This window comes from Paenibacillus sp. Y412MC10, assembly GCF_000024685.1.
Lineage (GTDB): Bacteria > Bacillota > Bacilli > Paenibacillales > Paenibacillaceae > Paenibacillus_AQ > Paenibacillus_AQ lautus_A.
In genome coordinates this window covers 3,572,889-3,596,103 of sequence record NC_013406.1, presented here as the reverse complement: position 1 = coordinate 3,596,103, position 23,215 = coordinate 3,572,889, and the positions used below count along the sequence as shown (strand labels likewise).

The 23,215-nt window shown below is 49.8% G+C and carries 20 protein-coding genes; 17 read left to right on the top strand and 3 right to left on the bottom strand.

Annotated features, from left to right (window positions below; genetic code table 11):
* Positions 1–16: 16 nt before the first annotated feature.
* From GYMC10_RS15535 to GYMC10_RS15520, 3 genes are all read left to right on the top strand, one after another.
* A complete protein-coding gene (locus GYMC10_RS15535) occupies positions 17–586 on the top strand; it encodes a TetR/AcrR family transcriptional regulator (RefSeq protein ID WP_015735367.1) in 570 nt (189 codons plus the stop codon).
* Positions 587–1,187: 601 nt separating this feature from the next.
* A complete protein-coding gene (locus GYMC10_RS15525; protein WP_015735365.1) occupies positions 1,188–1,919 on the top strand; it encodes a hypothetical protein in 732 nt (243 codons plus the stop codon).
* A gap of 386 nt (positions 1,920–2,305) precedes the next feature.
* A complete protein-coding gene (locus GYMC10_RS15520) occupies positions 2,306–3,109 on the top strand; it encodes an undecaprenyl-diphosphate phosphatase (protein ID WP_015735364.1) in 804 nt (267 codons plus the stop codon).
* A gap of 596 nt (positions 3,110–3,705) precedes the next feature.
* Here GYMC10_RS15520 and GYMC10_RS15515 read toward each other — a convergent pair.
* Complete coding sequence (locus tag GYMC10_RS15515; protein ID WP_015735363.1) at positions 3,706–4,311, bottom strand: TetR family transcriptional regulator; 606 nt, start codon at positions 4,309–4,311, stop codon at positions 3,706–3,708.
* Positions 4,312–4,497: 186 nt separating this feature from the next.
* Between GYMC10_RS15515 and GYMC10_RS15510 the strand changes: the two genes are divergently transcribed.
* Both GYMC10_RS15510 and GYMC10_RS15505 read left to right on the top strand, forming a co-directional pair.
* Positions 4,498–5,316: an SDR family NAD(P)-dependent oxidoreductase gene (locus GYMC10_RS15510; RefSeq protein ID WP_015735362.1), complete on the top strand. Its 819-nt coding sequence runs from the start codon at positions 4,498–4,500 to the stop codon at positions 5,314–5,316.
* A 427-nt stretch (positions 5,317–5,743) separates the two neighbouring features.
* Positions 5,744–7,165 (top strand): hypothetical protein, encoded by a 1,422-nt coding sequence (locus tag GYMC10_RS15505; RefSeq protein WP_015735361.1) that lies wholly within the window; start codon positions 5,744–5,746, stop codon positions 7,163–7,165.
* Here GYMC10_RS15505 and GYMC10_RS15500 read toward each other — a convergent pair.
* Positions 7,155–7,529, bottom strand: a complete 375-nt coding sequence (locus GYMC10_RS15500; protein WP_015735360.1) for a winged helix-turn-helix transcriptional regulator — start codon at positions 7,527–7,529, stop codon at positions 7,155–7,157. The genes GYMC10_RS15505 and GYMC10_RS15500 overlap by 11 nt on opposite strands.
* A 121-nt stretch (positions 7,530–7,650) precedes the next feature.
* Between GYMC10_RS15500 and GYMC10_RS15495 the strand changes: the two genes are divergently transcribed.
* The 4 genes from GYMC10_RS15495 to GYMC10_RS15480 all read left to right on the top strand — a co-directional run bounded on the left by GYMC10_RS15495 (position 7,651) and on the right by GYMC10_RS15480 (position 12,630).
* The gene (locus GYMC10_RS15495) at positions 7,651–9,279 is read left to right on the top strand and encodes an extracellular solute-binding protein (RefSeq protein ID WP_015735359.1); all 1,629 of its coding nucleotides are present in this window, start codon (positions 7,651–7,653) and stop codon (positions 9,277–9,279) included.
* The gene (locus GYMC10_RS15490) at positions 9,276–10,184 is read left to right on the top strand and encodes an ABC transporter permease (protein ID WP_015735358.1); all 909 of its coding nucleotides are present in this window, start codon (positions 9,276–9,278) and stop codon (positions 10,182–10,184) included. Before GYMC10_RS15495 ends, GYMC10_RS15490 begins: the two co-directional genes overlap by 4 nt.
* Before the next feature lie 12 nt (positions 10,185–10,196).
* Positions 10,197–11,066: a carbohydrate ABC transporter permease gene (locus GYMC10_RS15485; protein WP_015735357.1), complete on the top strand. Its 870-nt coding sequence runs from the start codon at positions 10,197–10,199 to the stop codon at positions 11,064–11,066.
* A 226-nt stretch (positions 11,067–11,292) separates the two neighbouring features.
* Positions 11,293–12,630, top strand: a complete 1,338-nt coding sequence (locus tag GYMC10_RS15480; protein WP_015735356.1) for an O-acetylhomoserine aminocarboxypropyltransferase/cysteine synthase family protein — start codon at positions 11,293–11,295, stop codon at positions 12,628–12,630.
* Between the two features lie 256 nt (positions 12,631–12,886).
* Here GYMC10_RS15480 and GYMC10_RS15475 read toward each other — a convergent pair whose 3' ends face one another.
* A complete protein-coding gene (locus GYMC10_RS15475) occupies positions 12,887–14,242 on the bottom strand; it encodes an LLM class flavin-dependent oxidoreductase (RefSeq protein WP_015735355.1) in 1,356 nt (451 codons plus the stop codon).
* Between the two features lie 386 nt (positions 14,243–14,628).
* Between GYMC10_RS15475 and GYMC10_RS15470 the strand changes: the two genes are divergently transcribed.
* Genes GYMC10_RS15470 through GYMC10_RS15435 form a run of 8 tightly spaced genes read left to right on the top strand, consistent with a single transcriptional unit; the run spans position 14,629 to position 23,128 of the window.
* Positions 14,629–16,347, top strand: a complete 1,719-nt coding sequence (locus GYMC10_RS15470; RefSeq protein WP_015735354.1) for a CocE/NonD family hydrolase — start codon at positions 14,629–14,631, stop codon at positions 16,345–16,347.
* Between the two features lie 20 nt (positions 16,348–16,367).
* Positions 16,368–17,084, top strand: a complete 717-nt coding sequence (locus GYMC10_RS15465) for an HAD family hydrolase (RefSeq protein WP_015735353.1) — start codon at positions 16,368–16,370, stop codon at positions 17,082–17,084.
* Between the two features lie 20 nt (positions 17,085–17,104).
* Complete coding sequence (locus tag GYMC10_RS15460; protein WP_015735352.1) at positions 17,105–18,730, top strand: ABC transporter substrate-binding protein; 1,626 nt, start codon at positions 17,105–17,107, stop codon at positions 18,728–18,730.
* A gap of 18 nt (positions 18,731–18,748) precedes the next feature.
* Complete coding sequence (locus tag GYMC10_RS15455; protein WP_015735351.1) at positions 18,749–19,690, top strand: ABC transporter permease; 942 nt, start codon at positions 18,749–18,751, stop codon at positions 19,688–19,690.
* Between the two features lie 13 nt (positions 19,691–19,703).
* Positions 19,704–20,513 carry an ABC transporter permease gene (locus GYMC10_RS15450; RefSeq protein ID WP_041622187.1) on the top strand — a complete coding sequence of 270 codons (810 nt, stop codon included), beginning with the start codon at positions 19,704–19,706 and terminating at the stop codon, positions 20,511–20,513.
* Positions 20,514–20,524: 11 nt separating this feature from the next.
* On the top strand, positions 20,525–21,538 hold the full coding sequence (locus GYMC10_RS15445) for an ABC transporter ATP-binding protein (protein ID WP_015735349.1): 1,014 nt from the start codon (positions 20,525–20,527) through the stop codon (positions 21,536–21,538).
* On the top strand, positions 21,525–22,538 hold the full coding sequence (locus tag GYMC10_RS15440) for an ABC transporter ATP-binding protein (RefSeq protein WP_015735348.1): 1,014 nt from the start codon (positions 21,525–21,527) through the stop codon (positions 22,536–22,538). The genes GYMC10_RS15445 and GYMC10_RS15440 overlap by 14 nt, the downstream gene beginning before the upstream one ends.
* A 23-nt stretch (positions 22,539–22,561) precedes the next feature.
* Positions 22,562–23,128 (top strand): GNAT family N-acetyltransferase, encoded by a 567-nt coding sequence (locus GYMC10_RS15435; RefSeq protein WP_015735347.1) that lies wholly within the window; start codon positions 22,562–22,564, stop codon positions 23,126–23,128.
* The last annotated feature ends 87 nt before the right edge of the window (positions 23,129–23,215 follow it).

Genomic DNA, 23,215 nt, shown 5'->3' with positions numbered 1-23,215 from the left:
AACATGGAGGCCAATCATGAATAAGCAACCTGAAATGACGGACAAAACGAGGCAAACCTTTATTAATGTATTCTGCGATTTGTATTGCCAAAAACCAATTGAAAAAATATCCGTTCAAGAGATTGCCAAGCAATCAGGATATAATCGCAGCACCTTTTATCAATACTTTACGGATATTTATGCGTTGTTGGATTTCGTTGAAGAGCGTGTCTTAAAATCCATTCACGAGGAAATGGCGAGCCGCGAGTTTTCTACCCATACGTTCCAGGATGCGCTGCAATGCCTGGAAAATGCAGAGGAAATTTCAGTTCTGAAAGCCCTGTTGGGCGACTATGGTGCGGTTCATTTTATTGAACGGCTGAAAAGAGAAATTCCCTTTGAGCGATTGATTGTACAATTTCCCACAAACGATGTCTTGGCACCCTACATCATTGAGTTTTACATATCCACGTTACTATCTATGTTTCGCCTGTGGATACGCAACGGCAAAGATCTATCGTCGGAAGAATTGGTCAAGCTGATCGATAGCCTATTTGCAAATGGGATAAAACCGTATTATACCTTTGGCACAGTCAATGAAGGGTAAACGCCGATCAAAATGGTATTCTATACTCTATAACGTGTGGCAGTCAAAGGTGAGGTTTATGTTATGTCAAGTTTTTTCATAGGCTGCGAAGCACGATTTTTATCGGGTGGCCCTTCTCCGTCAGCACAAGAAAACAGAAGAAGTTATGAGTTCACTGATTCATGGGAACGAAGAGAACATGTCCTATCGAGAGGTGGCTAGGCGACTGGGGATTCGGAATAAGACACAAGTTGAGGTATGGGTGAAATGGCATCAAGAAGGTAGAGCTATAGAGCAAGAAGCCTTTCATAAAGGACGGCCGAAGACAAAGCTTCCCCGTTTTGAAGAAGAAATAGCCTACTTAAAGGCGGAGACCGCATACCTAAAAAAGCTGTATCCAAATCTACACGGGGAGTGACGAGCAAAGCCATTCGTTGCGAGATCATCGAAAAATTGAGACAGGAATATCCGGCTTAAGTGGCTTTTGCAGCTAGCGGACGTTTTAAAAAAATTGGATATTTAAACAACAAATATGCGAATGTTACCGTCTATATAGACGACTATAATGCTTGGGATATGTGTCAGAGATCAGAACAAATATGAAAGTAGGGAGCGCTCTTTAATGAAAAAAACAGTACTGGCATTAATCTTATTAGGAGTAATTACGGGATGTGGCACCCCGTCCTCAGATGCTCCTTCAGCAACAAATTTTAACAGTGTAACGGAGCAGCCTACTGCCAATGTAGTAGCACCTGAAACAAAGCAGTTCCAGTTGAAGTATACAACGTCTTTAACTGCCGAGCCACTAACTAAAGTCACTCCAGTAGAACTATCTAAACAATTGAAGAGCCAAGCGGTTGATGATTCCAAGGTTTTAACTTATAAAAAGAATGATGATGTAGAGAAAATTTATGCTGTACTTCATTCCAAAGACGGAACCTATGATATAGGACAGATCGGGTATGAAGGGGCCAGCGACTATTCGACAAGTACAGTTGATGTTTTGGGACAATCTTACGTTAAAGTGACCGGCTCTGTTGGAGCTAACGCACCTATTTCCAAGTATTTGTCGCTCAGTACTTCCCCCCAGGTGCTGTGTATAGAAGCACATACTGTGGAGGTTGATGTAGACCAGGACGGGATAAAGGAAATCGTTGCTACTGCAGGTACAGCAGCGGAAACATCTATCTATAAAATAGAGAATGATTCCCTGGTAAGCGTAAATCTTAATGAAGTCATGAATGCCGCTGTAGTGATGTATGACCAGGAGTACAACACTTTTAAAGCAGAAGTGACCAAAGGCGAGATCTCACAATGGAAAATTGAAGCTAACCTGCTAGTGCCTTTACTATGATTTTAAGTGAATTTTGAAGAAAGGGTGCTGCCAATGGAAATCCTGCCTATCAAAAAAAGGTTGAGGAAGGGCACTTGGCGCACTATGAGCGTGAGATTGAGTTTCTAAATGATAATTTTGAAGACTGGATGTAGAACTGATCAAAAGATGAGTTTCTTGGATAGCAAACAAGAATTCAAAAGGAGGATATTGCAGTTCCTGCCATTAGTTAGTCAAAGGGGGTATTAAGACTAAAATAATGAGCAATGTGACAATAATGTAATACTAAATTGAATATTGTTATGTTATTCGATGGGAATACATAGATGTCCCCCTTATACTGGAAATTATTAAACAAGGTGTAGTTTATTGCCACCAACCAAATTTCCAAAAGGGGGTATCCACAGATGACTGAGGTAATTAAAGCAATAATACTTGGCATAATAGAGGGGTTAACAGAATTTTTACCAGTATCGTCTACTGGACATCTGATTTTAGCAGGCAATTTGCTTAACTTTGAGGGAGACGCTGCAATAACTTTTAAAATCGTTATTCAATTGGGTGCGGTGATGGCAGTTCTAATACTTTATTGGAAAAGATATTTGGAGATTGGTGCTAATCTGATTAGATTGGATTTTTCCCAAAGTAAAGGCTTAAATGTAGTTCATATGATTTTGGCTATGTTACCAGCATTAATTATATATCTTCTCTTCAAGGACACAATAAAAAGCCAATTATTCGGCCCAACCCCCGTCTTGATCGGTCTAGTTGCAGGTGGCTTGTTGATGATCATCGCTGCACGTAGTAGGAGAACTGAAACCGCTGATACGATGGATGGGATAAATTATAAACAAGCTTTCGGGATTGGACTGTTCCAATGTTTGGCTTTGTGGCCGGGATTTTCGAGATCGGGTTCAACGATTTCAGGTGGTCTTTTACTTGGTACTAGCCAAAAAGCCGCCGCAGATTTTACGTTCCTTATTTCCGTGCCTGTTATGTTTGGTGCAAGCTTGTTGGATTTGTACGATAGTCGCGATTTGCTGAATTCTGAGGATTTCTTTCTAATGATAATTGGCTTTACGACATCCTTTCTTGTGGCAATGATTGCAGTAGCGACGTTCATCAAACTGATTAAGCGACTTCGATTGGAATGGTTTGCTCTATACCGTTTTGTCTTAGCAGCGCTCTTCTATTTAATCGTCATACAGTAACCAGTTTTGTATTTGATTATTCAAGCAATCTACCACAAGGGAAACGTTAGTTTAATTGTGGGCATGGGGAAGAAGGATAAGATGAAACTTAGAGGGACACTTACGGAGCAAGCATATCGAAATTAGCAAATAAGTACCCAGATAAATACCAAGAAGGAAAGGAATCTTTTGTTAATGAGTTAGTAGAGATGGTTAGTAAGAGAAATGAGAGGATTATACATGTGGGGGAATATGGAACCGGGGTATTATATCACCCTACAGAATTACTTTTGAATTATTTACACCAATGGTTTAGCCATTGCCGAAAAAGAGGCAAGCAAACAAACATAGGTGTCGAAGGACAAGAACATGGTCCTATTGAAAGTCGCTAAAATAGCGGCTTTTTTGTTTTATCGGCACAAATTCTTGCCCCGATTCGAGGACAAGAACTTGTACCGATTGCCATAAAGGACAAGAACATAGCCTCATTACCGATTAGATAAGTATCTAACTATGTTTCCATGCAAGCAGTTTAGTTGAAGATTAGTCACGGAGAACCATACCATACGCGCCGGCAAAAAATAGGGGGTGTGGATAGACTTAAATACCCTTTTGGATTACCCCGATTCCTCTTGTGAGCCTTGCAGATTAAGCGTACGCAAGTTCGACATCAGGAAGGGCAGCACATGCTCGATGAATTGTTCCGCCGGCTCTTCCTGCCGTTGACTCCACTTCACAACCACCCCATAAATTGACCAACTGATCATCGTCGCGACCCATTCCATTCTTCGCTGCTCTTCCGCCGGGAGGTCTTTGACATGCGCCATGCAAGAGATGATGACATTGTACAGTTGTTGCTTGGCATTGTCCTCCATCGCCCGCGAAAGGGTTCGCCGAGCATTTAGCAGCTTCGTCGTTTCAATCTGCCACTCACAGACTGCCAGCATTAGATTGCGCAACAGCTCTGTACCCTGCATTTGCGTACCGGGAGGAATCTGTGTTGATAGAATTTCCGTAAATGCGCTGGTCATGGTTAACTCAAGCAATTCATATTTATCTTGATAATGGTTATAAAAGGTGGCTCGGTTCAGTTCAGCACGATCCATAATATCCTGAATCGAGAGGTTTTCGAAGTCCATTTCTACAAGCAAATCCGTAAATGCTTTCTGAATATATTTCCTCGTTCGCTTTGCGCGAGGATCATTCGGGTTCACTAAACCCATCCCACACCATCTCCTTGTATCGTGATCCGTAGTCGGGAAGAATACAATTTGGATCTATTGTTGTCTACACAACAGATCTGCTCTTTTGCTGATTGATTCGCATTGGAGATTACTATTAATATGGTAATTGACAACTGTTGACTAGTCAACATTTATAGCTTAATTCATATGTGGGAGAGTGGGAAGGTGAAGGACTTATTCGTAGCAGGAGGTACTTCCGGGATGGGCAAAGGGCTCGCCATTTATTATTTACGCCAGGGCAGCAGAGTGACGGTGACAGGCAGCAACCGTCTCCGGGGTAAGGAATTTCTAGACGAGGCTGCACGACTTGGCGCCGCAGACCGGGCATTCTTTATTCAAGCTGATCTATTATCATTGTCTGAGAACCGCCGCGTCATTCAAGAAGTTCAACAACACCATATGTCGCTTGACGGACTGGTGCTTACAGCGATGCAACAATTTCCTAAACGGAAATTGACTCCAGATGGTTTTGAAAGCACTTTTGCGCTCTATTATGTCAGCCGATTTATTCTGAGTTATGGTTTAACGGAATTGTTGGAGAGGGGGACCAATCCGGTCATTGTAAGCATCGGAGGCACTGGAATGACGAAGGGATTCGTTCACTACGATGACCTTACACTTCAACAGGGGTATGGTCTGTTGAAGGCGACTCTGCAGGGAGGACGGGCGAATGATTTGCTGGGGGTTGCGTATGCTGAGAACCACAAGAACGGGAAGACGCGTTTCATACTTAACCATCCCGGATATACCCATAGCGGTACGAATCATTTGGCCCAGCCTTTCAAGGGAATATTGCGCGTAATGGGCAAGCTCTTCGCACAGCCGGTGGAGAGGAGTATTCAACCGATCATTAAGCTGATGGATAATCCTCCATCCCAGCCCCTCATCGCCTGGGACCGAACCAAGCCCGTTGATCTCGATCTCCCGACGCTTAGCAAGAAGGACGCACTAAAATTATATCAGTTGACCAAGCATATTCTTTAACATTTGGCCGAAATTGATGTTGGATAGGCCGCTATTGATATCTATATGAAATACAAAGAATGAATGATGAATTGACAGGTGAATAATTTCAACAGTCAGACCTTACATATTTAGATCTGACTGTTTTTTTTCTGTGTAAAGTGAACAGCCGAAAAAGGTACTAATCCGAATGTCGAAGGACAAGAACATAGTCCGATTACCGATTAGATAAATTTCTTATCAATTTGCAATTATAGGATGGAATGATGATTGGCTTGTAAACCCGTGTACCCTAATTTATCGGTATCTTCTATCCTAATGTTAATTACGGTTTCCTTCATGAAACTAAGTCACTTCATTGAAATTGACATACCCAAAAGTGCGTACTTTTCAAGTATGTCAATTGAATTTATACTGAGTCAGAAATAACGAAAGGGGGAGAGATTAATTGGAATATCGGATCAAAATAGAGGATAGCAGTCTGCGACTTGGGTCGCGAATTGATATCGAGACTACAACGTTTCGTTCTGTAGACTCTCAAGAGAAATCGCAATGGGATCTCCCTGCTGGAGTGTACCGCGCAAAAGATATCGTCCGTGAAATAAGTGCATTACTCGAGGCGGTTTGCTTACAGCTTGGGGACTCTGCAGCCGCTGAGTCGCTCTTAAGGAATCTCCAATCCAGCTTAGGAGTTTCCGGAAGAGAAGCCGTGCTGCCGTTGGCCTTAATCGCCTCGGGAGATGAAACGAAACGCCCGTTCCTCGATCAGGCGCAACAAATCGGAAACACGTTGTCTAGCTGGGCTCGAGAATATTATTTAGAGAAGTCGGCTTGGCTGATGTACGGAGAAAAATCCTTACTCCAGCTTGTTCATAGAAGCCAGTGTGACAATCATCGGTGGACGCCAGAGGTGGTGAGCATTTTAATGGGGCCTAAGGGTAGCCCCGAAATCATGCAGTTGTTTAATGAGTATCTGCATCAACTGATCCTCCTGAGAGATGCGTTGATGCCTTTTGAGAACTGGGAGGAAGTTCCTATTATGATCGTGGAGGGGGATCAAGCGAAGGGACTTCGATTTATCGAGCCGGCGCGGAATCGCTTTCTCACAGAACTGATGGTCAAACGAATGCCACACAAAGAGGTTGTACGCTTCGCGCAAAGTTTCCTAAGCCCTGAACTCTCCATGGTTGGATACGGATTTCAATACCGTCTCGGGATGGTGCTGCCTGCGGCAATCGGAAAACCGATTACCGCCACAAAAAGCTTACTTTGCTGGCATCCCGCTCATCTATTGCCGTATGAGAAGGCCGGGGGGACAGACTCCTTTGTCATCGATTATGCTGAGGGAGATTACTACGCAGTCACCCGCAGTTGGATCGGTTCCCGTACATCAGAGCAACAGAATAACAATGAAGTGAGTTTCGAAAACGAAATAGATATCGTACCCGAAGCAAATGAACAAGGCCGGGTTATATTAAATCTGAGATTGTCGGATGGGAATTACGAGTATTGTGTGGATGTTGGGCAGGCTATGCGAGGACACCGATATATGTATCGTCCTGAGCAAATCCACGTATCCGCGGAAAGTACAGCCTGGCCGGCCCGTTCCGCATGGATCGAACACTCTGCTTCGGATATATTGGGGGTGACAGGACTCGCGGTCTTTGATGATGACGGCGTTCACTACATTTCAGTTGGAGGCAATCCGCTCGTGGTGTGGGCACTGCTTGGCAAACTGTTTCCGCTAAATGTGGTTGTAATCATTGACGAACAAGCCGATGAGGTGGAGGCGCCGCATCTGGCAGGTAGTAAATTAAGAGGGTTAATTCTGTTGAATGGAAGCTATTCTCGTCAAGTTGTTACCCGTTAACCTCATGCTCTTGTATTGCGGATGGCAGTTCGTCGTCCGGAAATAACCGCATATAATCTGTCCCAAAGTCGCGAAGCTGGATTAATATAACCATGAGCGCCTCCCCCAATTGGGTTAGCGAATATTCGACCTTTGGCGGAACTACCGCATACACTTTCCGGGCGATTAATCCGTCGTTTTCCAAGTCTCTTAACTGCATCGTCAGCATTTTTTGCGTAGCTCCGGGCATCAACTTCTGAAGTTCGTTGAAGCGGTAGGTTTGTTTCGATAAATGACTTAAAATCAAAGGCTTCCATTTTCCGCTTATTAATCCGAGAGTGATTTCAGAGGTACAAAGAAAAACGCTATTGCGGTATTCGATCATATTCAATACCCCTCTTTTTTTGTTATTAAAATCGACTAATCGTCCCTGTTTAATATGAATATTATCAAACCGAGCCCATCGTTTCAAGTATGAAACCCATGCTCAAAAGGAGTAACCAGATATGTTGACCATTAAAAAAGTTGCCGTTCTGCCGCTTGTGCTGGTGATATTGATCCTTATTTCAGCTTGCTCGGGACGGAATGAAGTCTCCGATCAAATCACCGAATCGGCAAGCCGTTCTTCGAACGGTGAAACGGTAGACGGGCAGGCTGTCTACCCAATCCAAAATGGGGCCGAACTGACGTACTGGCTGCAAAGCCAGACGACGCTCAAACCGAGCGTTAACGATATTCCTTTTTATCAGGAATGGCAGAAACGGATCGGGGTACCGATTCGGTTTTCTGAGGTGTCTGCAACACAGGCAAAGGAATCGTTCAGCGTAATGCTTGCTTCAGGAAATTTACCCGACATTATCGAATATAATTGGCTGGATGGTGTATCAGGTGGGCCTGAAAAGGCATTGAAAGACGGATATATTTTAAGACTGAACGAACTCATCGACCGGCATGCGCCGAACTTGAAAAAGTATTTACAGGAGCATCCCGATATCGACAAATTGGTGAAAACGGACAACGGAGACTATTATGCATTTCCGTTTCTTAAAGAAGGCGGCATGACCACACAGTGGGCAGGTCCGGTGCTGCGCAAGGATTGGCTTCAGGAACTAAATTTGGAAGTCCCCTCAACGATCGATGAATGGCACCAAGTGTTGATCGCGTTCAAGGAGCGAAAAGGCGTACGTGCACCATTGACTTTCAGCAGCCAAACCCATGCGCTGCAAGGTTTTCTGGATGGAGCTTTTATCGGGGCGTTCGGCGTCATCCGCGATTTTTATCACGAAGACGGGAAAGTGTTGTATGGTCCGCTGCAGCCTGGATATATACAGTTTTTGAAAACAATGAATCAATGGTACGAAGAAGGATTGCTCGACCCGAACTTTACGCAGAACGACCGAAAAACGCAGGATGCGAATCTGATGACAGGGGCTTCGGGAGCAACCGTCTCCTCGGGTGCCAATATCGACAAATGGGAGGCCGCTCTTAGGGATGGAGATCCGCGAGCGACTTTCGTGTTCGCGCCTTATCCCGTGCTGCAAAAAGGGGAGACTCCGAAATTTGGACAGGAAGCGTGGTTGTACGGGGCTGAAGCGTCTGCTGCGATATCCGCCAGCAGCAAGCATCCAGAGCTTGCCGTTCAAGTGCTTGATTACGCCTACGGAGAAGAGGGCTACCTGCTTTTCAATTATGGAATCGAAGGACAGTCATTCAACTGGAAAGGCGGCAAACCGGAGCTGACAGAATTAATCACGAGTAACCCGGACAATCTGTCCTACCTAGAAGCATTGACGCTCTACACCCATACTGTAAATCCAGGTCCGTACGTGGAATCTAAGGAGCTGATCGGTAAATTGGCCGTGACGAATGAGGACCACAATTACGACAATTGGAAAACGGACAACCTTAAGCACGTACTTCCGCCCGTGTCGATTACATCTGAGGAATCGAACGAATTTGCGCGCATTATGTCTGATGTCGACACGCTAGTCAACGAGATCACACTAAAGGTCATTCTGGGTTCAGAACCGGCGGATGAAGCTTTTCGTGAGCTTACGGAGAAGTTGGAGTCTCTTGGTATCAGACGCGCGCTAGAAATTCAACAGGCTGCTTACGACCGTTTCCTGAACCGATGATCAGAAGAGTCGCCAAAGATTTTAATCGTAACAAATGGCTCTATGTGCTCGCTATTCCAATCGTCGCCTATTATGTTTTGTTTCAGTATTTGCCTATGTACGGCGCGGTTATCGCATTTAAAGATTATTCACCGATTCAAGGGGTTTGGGGAAGCGAATGGGTCGGATTGGAACATTTCAGATCTTTTATTAACAGCCACTATTTCTGGCGCTTGTTTCGGAACACCGTGCTGTTAAGCCTTTACTCCCTGGTGTTCGATTTTACAGCTCCGATTGTACTGGCGCTTTTGATTCACGAAGTTCGTTCGCGATATATCAAATCATTCGTGCAGACGGTTTCGTTCATGCCTTATTTTATCTCGCTGATCGTCGTTTGCGGCTTGGTCAAGGATCTAACCCAGAGCGGCGGCGTCGCGAATCTCGCCTTTACGTTTTTGACGGGGGGAGATGGACAGGATTTGTTGCAGCAGCCAGGGCTGTTCCGCGGCATATACGTGATGTCCGAAATCTGGCAACGGGTCGGTTGGGAGTCGATTATTTATGCAGCAGCGCTGTCGACGATCCCGCAGGCGCAATACGAGGCAGCGCGTATAGATGGCGCAAGTCGCTTGCGGCAAATTCGAAGTATAACGCTGCCAGGGCTTCTTCCGACGATTGCAATCATGTTTATTTTGCGGGTAGGTCATTTGATGGATGTAGGGTACGAAAAAATATTATTGCTTTATAATCCAGTGATCTATGAAACGGCGGACGTTATTTCCACGTTCGTCTATCGTAAAGGCTTACTCGACAATGACTGGAGTTTCAGTTCGGCCATTGGATTGTTTAACTCTGCAATCAATCTCCTGATGCTTGTTATCGCCAATGCGCTAACCCGAAAAACAAACCAAAACAGTCTGTGGTAAGGAGGGGACCCTATGCGTATATCCGACCGTATACTTGACATTGCCGTGTACTTTCTGCTGACCACGTTGGTTGCTGTTACGCTTTATCCATTGATCTACGTCTTGTTCGCCTCGTTCAGCGATGGCGACCTGCTTATGGCTAAAAAGGGACTGCTGTGGAAACCGGCCGGTTTTAGTACACTGGCTTACGAGAGAGCGCTTGGCAATCCGGCGGTTTGGTCGGGCTACTGGAACACGCTTCGACTGGTTGGCGGAGGTCTCATTCTACATGTAACGATGGCGATTATGGCGGCATACGTGCTATCGCGCTGCAATTTCATATGGGGCAAGTTCCTAATGTTGTTTATTGTCGTAACGATGTTCTTTAATGCTGGGCTCATACCGTTCTATCTTGTAGTAAAAGATATGGGTATCATGAACACCATGTGGGCTCTGCTCCTTCCGTTTGCGGTAAATACGTTTCACCTGATTATTTTGCGAACCGCCTTTTTGTCGTTGCCTGTTGAACTTGAGGAGTCGGCCCAGATCGACGGTGCCAATCACTTGACCGTGCTTCTAAAAATAGTGATCCCGTTGTCCATGCCAGTCATTAGCGTAATTATGCTATACACGGCGGCAGACAAATGGAACATGTGGTTTATCCCATCGCTATTCATACAAGATCGTACATTGTATCCGCTACAATTGGTGTTGTGCGAGATTTTGATCAACAACGGGACGGATAACATTTCTTTTGGAGCAGGTGTAGGAGAAGCTCGAAACATCGGAGAAACGATCAAATATGCTACAATCGTGATTGCGACTATGCCCATTCTGTGTATTTATCCGTTTCTCCAGAAGTATTTTGTGAAGAGTGCTTTCTTAGGAGCGGTCAAGGGATAAGGATCATACTAAGAATGCCATGATAATCGATTAAGGATCCGCTGAACGCATCACATTGACACGTTGTACGGTTGGAAGTACAATATAACTACTATATAAGTAGGAATAATTGGATATAAGTGCTGTATACGGAGTTGACCAGAAATACTGGAGACTGAAGGGGTTCCCTAGGGGACCATGCCTTCAGTCTCCTTTTGGTTTGTATAGGAGAAAAAGGAGATGAACCATGGTGACAGATCAGCAGAACCTTTCAAAAAAATGGAGATTCGATACGTTGCAAGTGCACGCTGGGCAAGAGGCGGATCCGGTGACGGGCGCAAGAGCGGTACCTATTTACCAAAGCTCTTCCTTTGTATTCAAGAATACGGAGCACGCTCGTGCTGTGCTGAATTTTGAAGAGCCGGGGAACACCTATACCCGAATCAGCAATCCGACGAATGAGGTACTGGAGCAGCGAATCGCTGCCTTGGAGGGTGGCTCTGGCGCGCTCGCTGTGGCATCGGGCTCGACGGCCGTCACGTATTCCATATTTAATATTGCAGGGGCCGGCGATGAGATTGTAGCCGCGAACACCCTTTATGGAGGAACCTACAACTTGCTTGCCGTCACGCTGCCCAAGCTTGGCATCCGGACGACGTTTGTCAGCCCGGATGATCCCGAGAATTTCCGGCGCGCCATCAACGAGCATACAAAAGCCCTTTTCATTGAATCGATTGGAAATCCGGGGCTCAACGTACCGGACCTCAGGCGCATTGCGGATATAGCCCATGAACATGGAATTCCGTTAATCGTAGACAACACCTTCGGAACGCCGTATCTGATCAGACCGATTGAGCATGGCGCCGATATCGTTGTCCATTCGGCGACGAAATATATCGGGGGCCATGGCACCACCATCGGCGGCCTGATTGTGGACGGCGGCAGGTTTGATTGGGAGAGCGGCAAATTCCCGGGGCTTACGGAGCCTGATCCAAGCTATAACGGTATCCGGTACCTGGAGAAATTCGGCGAGACCGCTTATATTACGAAGCTGCGCGTTCAATTTTTGCGTGACATCGGGGCAGCCATCAGCCCGTTCAACTCCTTCTTGCTGCTGCAAGGACTCGAGACGCTGTCGCTGCGGCTGGAGAAGCATTTGTCCAATACGAATCGCATCGTGCAGTATCTGAACGAGCATCCCGAAGTGGCCTGGGTCAATTACCCGGGACTTGCATCAAGCCCTTACTATGAACTGGGTCAAACCTACTTCCCGAAAGGCGCAGGTTCTATCTTTACTTTCGGCTTAAAAGGCGGGTTTGAGGCAGCCAATCGATTTATTGACAGCCTGGAGCTGTTCTCCCATCTGGCCAATGTCGCGGATGCCAAATCGTTGGTCATTCACCCTGCCAGTACGACCCATGCCCAGCTGTCGCCGGAGCAGCAGCTCTCCGGCGGCATAACGCCGGATCTGATCCGACTGTCCGTTGGCATCGAGGATTCGCTGGATCTTATTGACGATTTGGAGCAGGCCTTGCAGAAGGCCGGAAGTTTAGCCGGGAAACCGGCAGGAACGCTGCAATCATAAGAAGCTGATCGAGCCAGTCCGTAAGCTGACTGGCTTCTTTTTCACGAAGATGAAATTGGACCGTCAGAGGGGGCCGGTGTAGTCCGGCTATTCTAATGGAGTAATTAAAACGGCCAACGGTATCATCACATTGGCCTGGTACAAAGAAGCGCCCCCCGTTTCACTACGGGTGGGCGCTTTAGCATGCTGGGCGATGACTCCTCCAACGATCGGGACATGGAGGTTATCTGTCGGTCCTATCGATCAACGCTAGCGCTTAACGCGTGGCAGCCTGCGCCTCAGACGCTGTACGGAAGCGGTTGGGAGGGATCGGCAGACCGAAATGCTCCCGTAACGTGCTTCCGGTATATTCCCGCCGGAACAGTCCCCGTTCCTGGAGGAGCGGGACAACCCCGTCCACAAAATCCTCGAGCCCATCGGGAAGGCCGGGAGCCATGAGCATGAAGCCATCCGCGGCGCCTTCATTGAACCAATGTTCCAGCGTATTCGCGATTTTCTCCGGCGTACCGACCAAGTGGTCCCCGCTGAAGGAGCCGATAATGAGCGAATAGATTTCGCGCAGCGTAGGATTCTCCCTTGCGATGACGGGCTGATGTTTGGGATAGTCCGGATTCCTCGCCTGCAGGGTGTCCAGTCCGGCTTCCTGAGCGGTGGTTTCAGGCGTGAAGCCGGTAAAATCGACATCCTTAAAATAATCCGCCAGAAAATCCAGAATCGTCTCATCCGTAAGCAGCTCCTCAAACTGCTTGCGCTTGCGCAGCGCATCGTCCTCTGTCGCGCCGATGACCGGCGAGATCCCAAGGACAATGGATACGTCATCCGGATTTCTGCCGGAAGCCGCAATCTTCTGTTTGAAGGCTTGATAGTATTCCCGTGCATCTTCGAAATTGTATTTAATTGCGAAAATCACTTCGCCCACGTTTGCGGCAAACTGCTGACCGGCAGCGGAATTGCCGGCTTGGACCAGAACCGGCTGCCCCTGTGGGGAGCGCGCGATGTTAAGCGGCCCCTCCACGGAGAAGAATTCGCCCTGATGTTGAAGGCGATGAAGCTTATCCGGCTCGAAGAAGCGTCCGGAAGACTTGTCGAAGACAAAGGCATCATCCTCCCACGAATCCCAGAGGCCGCGAACGACATCTACGAACTCGGCAGCTCTAAGGTAGCGATGCTCCAGCTCATAATGCTCGGCAGCGCCGAAGTTCCGTGCCGTGTTGCCGGATAAGTCCCGGGTTGTGACGATGTTCCAGCCTACCCGCCCCTTGCTGATATGGTCTGCGGACATCAGCTGGCGCGCCAGGTTGAAGGGCTCCACGTAAGAGGTGGAAGCCGTGGCGACCAGCCCGATGCGGGAGGTCGCGCCCGCCAGGGCGGAGATTAGTGTGATAGGCTCGAACCGGTTCAGGATGTTAGGATGGGACTCTTCGTTAATGGCCAGACTGTCGGCCAGAAACACCATGTCGAATTTGCCACGTTCCGCAGTTTGGGCAAGCGTTCGGTAATAATCGATGTCGATGCTTGCCCCGGGCATAGCATCGTCGCGCCGCCAAGAAGAGGCGTGCATGCCGGTACCTACAAGGTAAGCCGATAATTTGATTTCTTTCTTCCGGGTCACGGTCTTCACTCCTTATGGATGAATAAAAAAAGACACTTTCCTCCAAAGATCGGGGAAAAGTGTCTCCAGTTGACTGGTAGACTTAATCTAGCATTATCAAGATCGGAATAATGGACTATATAAGCTTAACTGAATGTTAATAAGCAATGCCGCCGTTGTCAACCCGTAACTTGCTCATTATATGAATCGCTGACTTGAGGAAACACGCCAGCGAAAATAGGTTATTGACGAGACGTACAAACTGCGTTACGATATCACACAAAACCAATTGTCATTGTCGGAATAATGCCATTTACCAGTCAACTGGAGATGTCTGCTGCTAATCGGAAGATTAGCGCGGCATCTCTTTTTTTATCCTTATTTTCTGTCGGAAAGGTGAAATATCGATGTCCATTCAAGATTCAATCCGAACGGAACGGGGAATTCCCGTTCCGATGCGGGACGGCGTCCGGCTGTATGCGGATGTTTACCGGCCCAATGATGACAAGTCTTATCCTGTGCTGCTGCTGCGAACTCCGTACAACAGGGAGGATGCGCAGACGATGAATTACGCGCATCCGAGCTGGTATGCCCGGCATGGATATGTAGTGGTCGTGCAGGATGCCAGAGGCCGATGGTCCTCGGAGGGAGCGTTTCATCCATACATACATGAGGCAGAGGACGGCTATGACACCATTGAGTGGGCAGCCTCGCTTCCGTACGCCATACCGAAGGTCGGCATGTACGGATTCTCGTACGCGGGTGCCATGCAGTGGCTGGCGGCCACCAGCAGGCCGCCTCATCTGGCCTGCATCGCACCGGCTATGATCGGCTCCGACTCCTATCAGGGCAAAGCCTACCGAAACGGTGCCCTGAGCCTGGCCTTGCAGCAATCGTGGATGTTGTTCGCTGCCCAGGACACCGCGCTTCGCCGCGGACGCGGGGACTGGGCAGCCGAGCTGTCGGCGTTATACGGGGACGTGTTTTCCTTTTACAAGCGATTGCCGCTGAACGATCCGCCCGAGTCGGTTAAGGAGCTCGCACCTTACTATCTGGAATGGCTGAGGCATCCGTCCCGTGACGAGTATTGGCATGCTACTTCCTTGAAGGAAAAGTATGAATCGGTCGAGGTGCCTGCGCTTCATATTGGCGGGTGGTACGACATTTTTATTGACGGGACAATCGAGAACTTCACCGGGATCCGTAAGCGGGGGGCCACGGAGAACGCAAAGGCACATCAGTATTTGTACATAGAGCCGTGGTTTCACATGCCGTGGTCGAGATATGTCGGGGAGCTGGATTTCGGACCGGAAGCGGCCAACCGGGTAGATCAACTGCAGCTCCGGTGGTTTGACCGTTGGCTGAAAGGGAAGGAGCCGATTCATGAACTGGCCCCGGTCACCTATTTTCGGATGGGAAGCAATACCTGGCACGAAGCGGAGCAGTGGCCTCCAGCCGAAGCTCAGGATACGGCTTATTATCTTCACAGCGCGTCGAGAGCGAACTCGATCCATGGTGACGGAACGCTGACCACGAGCGCGCCGGTTGAGGAGTATCCGGACACGTATGTGTACCATCCTTCGATCCCGGTGCCCGCACTCGGCGGCCGATCCGGCGCCGTGCCCGATTTAACGCCGATGGGTCCTCGCAATCAGATACCGAATGAGGTTCGGAACGATGTGCTGGTCTATTCGACGGAGCCTCTCCAGGAGGAGCTGGTTCTTAGCGGGGAGGTAACGGTTGAGCTGTATGCTTCCACTTCGGCCGAGGATACGGATTTTGTCGCAAAGCTTGTCGATGCGTACCCGGACGGGCGTTCCTATAATATCGCGGAGGGCATCGTGAGAGCGAGCTACCGCCATGGTTTATCGGCTCCGGAGGCAGTTGTGCCGGGTGAAGTGCACCGATACGAAATATCGCTTGGGCCGACGGCAGCTGTGTTCCGCCCAGGCCATCGCATCCGCCTTCATGTCACAAGCTCGCTGTTTCCGACCTTTGACCGCAATCCGAACCGAGTGATGAATCCGGGGGAAGCGACGGAGGCCGACTTCGTGACGGCGACTCAGACGATATACCATGATGAGCTGCATCCATCGAAGCTTTGGCTGCCGATCATCCATGAATAAGACAGGGAGGTACAAGGAAATTGGCGATCAACTTCATTTGGTTTGATCTGGGATACACATTAGTGTATCAGGACAGGGAACAGGTTTACGTCCGCTACCTGGCGGAGCAAGGGGTGAGCATTCCGCAGGAGCGGATCGAAGAGGCGTACCATCTGGCGGATAAACATTTCATGAGGGATTACCCGGGGGTGCTGGCCAAGGAACGCGATACCTTTTTTCAATGGTACTTGGGCGTGCTCAATCACTCGCTGGGCTTGCATTTTGATCTGACGAAGCAATACCGGCGGATTTTGGAGGTTCAGCGGGAGCTGGAGTGCGTCGGCTGGCGTTCGTTTCCATTTACCCTCCCCGTACTGGAGACCTTGAAAAAGCACTCCTACGGGGTGGGCCTTATCAGCAATTGGGATCATACCGCAAGGGATGTACTGGAGAGAAATGGCTTGCTGCCGCTCCTGGATGAGATCGTGATCTCTTCGGAAGTGGGAATCGAGAAGCCGGATCGGGCGATATTTCAGTTAGCGCTGGAGCGCGCCGGGATATCCCCCGAGGAAAGCCTGTACGTCGGTGATAACTATTACGATGACGTCATCGGGAGTGAGCGGGCGGGCATGCAGAGTTACCTGATCAACCGGTTCGGTATGCTGGGGATCGAGGAGCTGGATTCGGTCCAGCTGATTTCATCGATACAAGAGCTTCCGCAGCGATTATCCGTTTCATCCAAATTATCTCTTAAATAAGAAAGGTAGGGGTCATACCTATGAGAAAAAATCGCAGATTGCGTCATGGCATGGGTATTTTAACGATGGCTTTATTGATTCTGTTTACGGCCGCTTGCGGCAATAACAACGCTGCCGCTCCAACAGGCAGTCCAGAGGGGGGAACCAATAGAGGCGGCGACGGCGTTGCCAATACGTCATCTCCGCCGGCACCGGAAATCAAGACGGAGCAATCCGCCGGAGCCAAGGTGCAGGGCGGCGACGTTGTCGTCATTATTTTGCAGGATCTTGATTTCCTCGATCCTCACCTGGCGGTGGCAGCCGGCACGAATGAAGTGCTGTTCAATGTGTTCGAGGGGCTGCTGAAGCCAAACGAGGAGGGCGAGCTTAATCCGGCTATTGCGGAATCTTACGAAGTTTCGGATGACGGTCTGATCTATACGTTCAAGCTGCGAAGCGGGGTAAAATTCCATAATGGGAACCCGGTAACCGCAGAGGATGTGGCGTATTCTTATTCCCGCTTGGCTGGGCTGGATACAGGAAAACCGCTGCAGTCGGCTTTCGAGGACGTTCAGTCGGTTGAGGCCAAGGACGCTTCCACGATCGAGATCCAATTGAAGCAGAACAGCTCCTCCTTTTTGACGGCATTGACCTCTGCGGTCATTCCGAAGGGATACGAGGACAGCAATAAGAACCCGATTGGCACAGGACCGTTCAAGTATAAGGAATACTTGCCCGGGCAGCGTCTCGTCGTCGAGAAGTTTCCGGATTATTATGTGAAGGATGTGCCTTCGCTCGACAAGGTCGAATTCCGGATCATAACAGATGCGGAAGCAGGACTGCTGGCTTTGAAATCCGGAGAGGTGGATGTATTCCCGCGGATCGGAACGGAGCGGCTGGAGGAGATAGCCAATGACTATACCACCCTGAGCGCGCCGCAAAATCTGGTGCAGCTGGTTGCCTTCAATAACGCCAAGAAACCGTTCAACGACATTAAAGTTCGCCAAGCCCTGAATTTCGCCATCAACAAGGATGAAATCATTCAAGGGGTTGCGCTCGGTTACGGTACGAAGATCGGTTCGAACCTGAGCCCCTTGCTTGCAAAGTATTATCAGGAAGGTCTCGAAGATCAATATGCCACCGATCTGGAGAAAGCCAAGGCTTTGCTTGCCGAAGCGGGTTATCCGAATGGGTTTGAGACGACGCTCTCCGTGCCTTCCAATTACCAGTTCCATGTGGATACGGCCCAAGTCGTCGCAGCGCAGCTGGAGCAGATCGGCGTGAAAGTCAAAATCGAACCGGTGGAGTGGGCCGTATGGCTCGAACGGATCTATAAGGGCCGCGATTATGAGCTGACGATCATTGGCCTTGACGGCAAGCTGGATCCGTATCAGATTTTGAACAAATATATTTCCGATGCATCCAACAATTTCTTCAATTATAACAACCCTGAATTCGATACTGTCCTCAGTTCGGCGGTAACCGAAGTGGATGATGCGAAACGGGTGGAGCTGTATAAGAAAGCCCAACAAATTCTAGCCGAAGATGCTGCTGCGATTTACATCATGGACCCGAACTCCAATGTGGCGCTCAATAAGAAACTTGCGGGTTACAAGCAGTATCCGCTCTATGTCCAAGATCTGTCGAGTGTCTACTTCACGGAATAGGGGGCTGGAGGTGCCCGGATGAACTACTATGCAAGACGAACGTTCACGCTGCTGCTGACGATGCTGTTTATTGTGGTGCTGACCTTCTCCGTGTTCCGCATCATTCCCGGCAATCCGGCGCTTACCATTCTTGGCGTAGAGGCCACGGATGAGCAAATTGCGATGCTGGAGGCGAAGCTCGGCACGGATCGCCCGCTTGGCGAGCAATTTATCGACTGGATTCAGGGCATTGCGATATTGGACTTCGGGGAATCCTTAAGGTTCTCCGAGCCAGTTTTGGATTTAATCGCAGCCCGTCTGCCGGTCACGTTTTCCCTGGCTGTGCTGGCTATGGCAATTACGGTATGCGTAGCCATACCGCTGGGCATACTGGCAGCCCGGACCAAGGGAAAGCTCGTGGATATGGTTGTATCGATAGGTACCCAGATCGGTCTAGCCGTTCCGTCGTTCTGGATGGGGATCATTCTGATTTTGGTCTTCGGCCTTACCCTCAAATGGGTGTCGGTCAGCACGTACGTCGGATGGTCGGAGAGTCCGCTATTCGCCCTGCGATCCTTGCTGCTTCCCGCCATCGCGCTTGCGACTCCGCAGATTGCTATCGTGGTACGGTACTTGCGGACGACGATGCTGGAGCAGCTGAACCTGGATTATGTAAGGACTGCTCGAAGCAAAGGGCTGCCTGAGAAAGACGTTCATTACCGGCATGTGCTGAAGAATGCGCTGCTGCCCGTCATTACGATTATCGGCATTCATTTTGGCGAGCTGCTCGCCGGCAGCCTGGTCATTGAGCAGGTATTTACGCTCCCGGGCTTCGGCAGCCTGCTCATAACGGCCATTGGAAACCGCGACTATCCGCTGGTGCAAGGGTTGGTACTGATCATTGCCTTTACCGTCATTACGATTAATTTCTTGGTTGATCTGTCCTACCGCTGGCTGGATCCGCAAATCCGATTAAAGTAGGAGCTAAGCTATGATGAATAGAAAATACAGCTTAAGTTTGGTGCTGGGGATGACGTTTGTATCGTTGCTGCTTGCGATCATGCTGATCAGCCTATTCTATACCCCGCACGCCGTCAACGTCATGAAGATTGCGGACCGGCTGCAAGGGCCGAGCTGGAATCATTGGCTGGGAACCGACAACTTCGGAAGAGACGTGCTTAGCCGCGTCATGGTCGGAGCCCAGACCGCGTTTATGGTTGGAGCCGTATCCGTCGGAATCGGGTTGACCGGAGGATTGATCATCGGAACCCTGGCCGGTTACGCGGGCAAATGGCTGGATGAGCTCCTCATGAGGGGGACCGATGCATTGCTTGCATTCCCCGGCATACTCATCGCTTTGCTACTCGTCACGATTTACCAGCCCAGCATGTTCCAGACGATGCTGGCCATCGGAATATTATCCATTCCGTCGTTTGCGCGGGTCATTCGCAGCGGGGTGCTGCAGCATCGCGAGGCGGAATATGTGAAGGCCGCAAGAGGCATCGGCGCAGGTCACATGAACATTATTTTTATTCAGATTCTTCCCAATATAGCGTCCTCTATCGTCACTACGGCAGCTTTAAGCTTCTCGACCGCGATTCTGGTGGAGGCCGCGCTCAGTTATTTGGGACTAGGCGTGCAGCCGCCGGACCCAAGCTGGGGAAGAATGCTGAACGAATCGCAGAGCTTTCTGGGCAAGGCGCCATGGTTTACCCTCGCACCGGGGCTGGTAATCACGCTGACCGTGCTCGGTTTTAATCTCCTAAGCGACGGGGTCCGCGATGTCCGGGATAAGAGAGGATAGAGGTGATTGGCATGGAACTGGGAGCCAAACAGGATGAACAGGTTCTTGATATCCGCAATTTGAGGATCGAATTGCAAACGTCCCGCAGGACGGCCGTGAATGTGCTGGAGGACGTGTCCCTTCAGATTAGAAAAGGAGAAATCGTGGGCGTTGTCGGCGAATCGGGCTGCGGCAAAAGCATACTGTCGCTTTCCGTGCTGGGTTTACTTCCTCCGGCCATGCGGATCAGCGGGGGGGAACTGTGGTACAAGGATAAGCTGCCGCTTCACGCTTATGACAACCGCAGGCTGCAAAGGGTTCGAGGGAAGGAAATATCGATGGTATTCCAGGACCCGATGAGCTCCTTGAACCATGGCTTGACGGTCGGTTATCAGGTGACGGAGAGCCTAAGACTCCATCTGGGCTGTTCCAAGAGCGAGGCACGGGAGCGCGCAATTATGCTGTTTCGCAAGGTGGGACTCCCCCGGCCGGAGAAACTGCTGCACGAATATCCGTATCAGCTGTCGGGTGGCATGCGGCAGCGTGTCATGATCGCGATCGCCATTTCCTGCAACCCGGGTCTCTTGATTGCGGATGAGCCGACGACGGCACTGGATGTTACAATCCAGGCCCAGATACTGGACTTGATGCGCAGGATTCGCGAGGATGACGGTACGGCGATTCTGCTCATTTCCCATGATCTGGGCATGATCGCCGATATGTGCGATCGCATTATCGTCATGTACGCCGGCAAAGTGGTGGAGCATGGAACGGCATCGGAGATCTTTGATCACCCCCGCCATCCGTATACGATAGGGCTGCTCAATTCCATTCCGACTCCCGCGAAAAAGGGCAATCGACTGTACTCCATACCCGGCACCGTCCCGGCCCTCCATGAAAGAGGAGCCGGCTGTCGGTTCGCTTCCCGGTGCGAATACGCGGCCGACCGCTGCCGGCAGGAGCAGCCACCGCTTATCCAAGTCGGGAAGCAGCATACGGCTGCTTGTTTCCTGCTCGAGGAGGTGAACGCTAATGCTGTCGTATGAAGCTCCGCTGTTAGAGCTTAGAAACATAGAGAAGTCCTACTCGCAGCAGTCCTGGCCCGGCATCAAGAAGTTCCGGGCGGTTCGCGGAGTCTCGCTGTCCATCAGGAGGGGAGAGACGCTTGGACTTGTCGGCGAGAGCGGCTGCGGCAAGTCCACCGTTGGACGGATGACAGCACGCCTTCTTGAGCCGAGTGCCGGAGAGCTTCACTATAAAGGAAGTAATATCACAGATGCGGGGGGAAGGACACTACGACAGCTGCGTCAGGAAATCCAGTATGTGTTTCAGGATCCGTACACTTCGCTGAATCCGAGATTTACCGTTGGGCGCTTATTGGAGGAGCCGCTGAAGTACAATCAGCTGGGAAACCGATTGAAGCGTAAGCGCGATGTGCTGGAGATGCTGGACCGGATTGGCCTGAACGCCTCGTATAGGAACCGGTATCCCCATGAACTAAGCGGCGGCCAGCGTCAGAGGGTTGGCATTGCGCGAGCCCTCATGATGAATCCGGAATTTGTTGTGCTGGATGAGCCCGTGTCCGCCCTGGACGTTTCCGTTCAGGCTCAAATTTTGAATCTGCTGAAATCCCTGCAGCATGAACTGTCCTTAACCTACCTGTTTATTTCCCATGATCTGAACGTGGTTCATTATGTCAGTGACCGGGTCGCCGTGATGTATCTGGGGAACATTGTCGAGATTGCGGATGTGCACGATCTGTATGACAGGCCGCTCCATCCTTACACGCAAGCGCTGGTATCGTCAATCCCGGCGGAACGGGGCGCTGCCAAGCGGGAGCAGATCATTCTTAGCGGAGACTTGCCGGATCCAACGGCTCATATCAGCGGGTGCCCGTTCCGGTCACGGTGCCTGCATGCTTTCGAACGCTGCGAGTCTGAAATGCCGGGGTGGTCCGGCGTCGGGGAAGGTCACGCCGTACGATGCCATTTGTGGGAGGGCAAATACGCAAGCCCGGAAGCCGCTCCTGTCGAAATATTATCATGAAAGAATGGAAGGGGGTATATTCGATGAGCGATACCATACGGTTGGCAGCTGCGGAAGATGCTGCGACGGTAAGGGATATCCTTTTCCGTGCCTATGAACCGATTCGGAAGTTGGAACTGAAATGGCCTGCCGCCAACGCCACGGCGGAACTCGTTGCGTCCAATATCCAGCGCAATGAATGTTATGTCTTGGAGCAGGACGGTGAAATCGCGGCGACGCTCACCTATTCGCTGGAAGGAGAGGTCCGGGACGTGACGGCCCTGCCTTTTATAAAATGGTTTGCGGTAGATCCCTTGCTCCAAGCGAGGGGACTTGGGTCGAAGTTAATGGATTGGGTTGAACGGTCCGTCCTTCTCGGACAACATCGAGCACCTGCGGTTACTTTAGCGACAGCCGCGCGTCATCCCTGGCTGGCTGACATGTATCGGCGCAACGGTTATGCTTCAATACTGGACTTCGACCCCAAGAACGGCGACGGCGTAATGCATCTTATGCGAAAAATACTGGATCCCGCATTGTATGAGGTATACATCATGGAACATCCCGAGGATCTTGCTTCCATTCATGATCGAACCCGCCCGGTTTCTTGAGGGCGGGTCTTCTTATAAGCAAGGGATTAAAGAGTTTTCAGGGCTTTGAAGTAGGCATAATGAAGTCGTTACGAATTGGCCAAACTT